The organism is Nocardiopsis halotolerans DSM 44410 (assembly GCF_000341065.1).
GTDB lineage: Bacteria > Actinomycetota > Actinomycetes > Streptosporangiales > Streptosporangiaceae > Nocardiopsis > Nocardiopsis halotolerans.
Genome location: NZ_ANAX01000141.1, coordinates 1 through 1,479, shown reverse-complemented (window position 1 = coordinate 1,479; position 1,479 = coordinate 1). Strand labels below are relative to the sequence as shown.

Genomic DNA, 1,479 nt, shown 5'->3' with positions numbered 1-1,479 from the left:
GCCTCCTCTACGCCATGGCCGCCTCACGGATGCTCCCCGCCTGGTTCGGCCGCCTGCACCCGCGCTTCCACACCCCGTCCAACGCCGTCCTGTTCGTCGGCGCGCTCTCGCTGGTGTCCCCGTTCTTCGGCGAACCGATGCTGGGCTGGCTGGTCAACGCGGGCGGCCTGAACATCGTGGTCGCCTTCGTCACCGTGGTGATCAGCTTCCTCGTGCTGCGCCGCCGCGAACCCGACATGGAGCGGCCCTTCACCGTTCCGGCGGGCGTCCCCGTCGGCGTGGTGGCCCTCGTACTGTCCCTGGGGCTGTTCCTGCTCTACCTGCCCGGCATGCCCGCGGCGCTGAGCTGGCCCCACGAGTGGCTGATGGCGCTCGTGTGGTGGGTGGCCGGTGCCGCCCTGATGTGGCGTCTGCCCCGGATCCCCGCGGGGCCCGCCACCGAACGGCGCCTGGTCGAGGCGATGGACACCCGCTCCCACAGGGCGGCGGGGACCTGACGGACGCTCCCCGCCGCCGCGCACCCGGGCACGGAGAGGCGGGGAGCCCCTACCGCTCGCGCTTGTGCCAGTGGGTGAGGCGGGTGACCGCCTCGTCCAGCACCTCGTCCCTCTTGCAGAACGCGAACCGGAGCAGGTGCGCGCCCTCCTCCTCACGGTCGTAGAACACCTGCGCGGGCACCGCCGCCACCCCGGCCTCCCTCGGGAGCGCCCGGGCCACCTCCACCCCGTCGGCGTACCCGAGCGGGCGGATGTCGGCCATCACGAAGTACGCGCCCTCGCACACGTCCACGTCGAAACCGGTGCTGGCCAACCCCTCCGCCAGCCGGTCCCGCTTGGCCTGGAGGGAGGCCCGCTGTGCGGCGACCCACTCCCCCTCGTTCTCGATGGCGTCGGCGACCGCCAGTTGCAGGGCGCCGTTCGCGGAGAAGGTCAGGAACTGGTTCACCGTGCGCACCGCGCCGACCAGCGGCTCCGGCCCCATCACCCAGCCGGTCTTCCACCCGGTCACGGCGAACATCTTGCCCGCCGACGACACCGACAGCGTCCGCTCGCGCATGCCCGGCAGGGTGGCCAGCGGCACGTGCGGTTTCCCGTCGAAGGTGAGGAACTCGTACACCTCGTCGGTGAACGCGATCAGGTCGTGCTCACGGCACACCCGCGCGATCTGCTCCAACTCCTCGGCGGTGAACACGGTCCCCGTGGGGTTGTGCGGCGTGTTCACCAGGATCATCCGGGTACGCGGCCCCACGGCGGCGCGCAGTTCCTCGGGGTCGAAGCCGAACCGTCCGGTCACCGGGTCCGGGCGCAGCGTCACCGGGCGGCGCACCCCGCCCGCCAGCGTGATCATGGCGGCGTAGGAGTCGTACATCGGCTCGAAGACGATCACCTCGTCTCCGCGTTCCACCAGGGCGAGCATCGCCGCGGCGATCCCCGCGGTGGCGCCGACGGTGACGTAGACCTCGGTGTCCGGGTCCAGGTC

The 1,479-nt window shown here is 72.1% G+C and carries 2 protein-coding genes (1 of these 2 only partly in view); one reads left to right on the top strand and one right to left on the bottom strand.

All coding sequences use genetic code 11. From position 1 onward, the window contains the following. On the top strand, positions 1 to 497 hold the 3' portion of the coding sequence (locus D455_RS0110410) for an APC family permease (protein WP_017570665.1). It extends 925 nt beyond the left edge of the window; the window shows 497 of its 1,422 coding nt (coding positions 926–1,422); its start codon lies beyond the left edge, outside the window; its stop codon occupies positions 495 to 497. A gap of 49 nt (positions 498 to 546) precedes the next feature. Here D455_RS0110410 and D455_RS0110405 read toward each other — a convergent pair. Continuing rightward, positions 547 to 1,479, bottom strand: a 933-nt coding sequence (locus tag D455_RS0110405; protein WP_017570664.1) for an aminotransferase class I/II-fold pyridoxal phosphate-dependent enzyme, incomplete at its 5' end; no start/stop codon positions are given.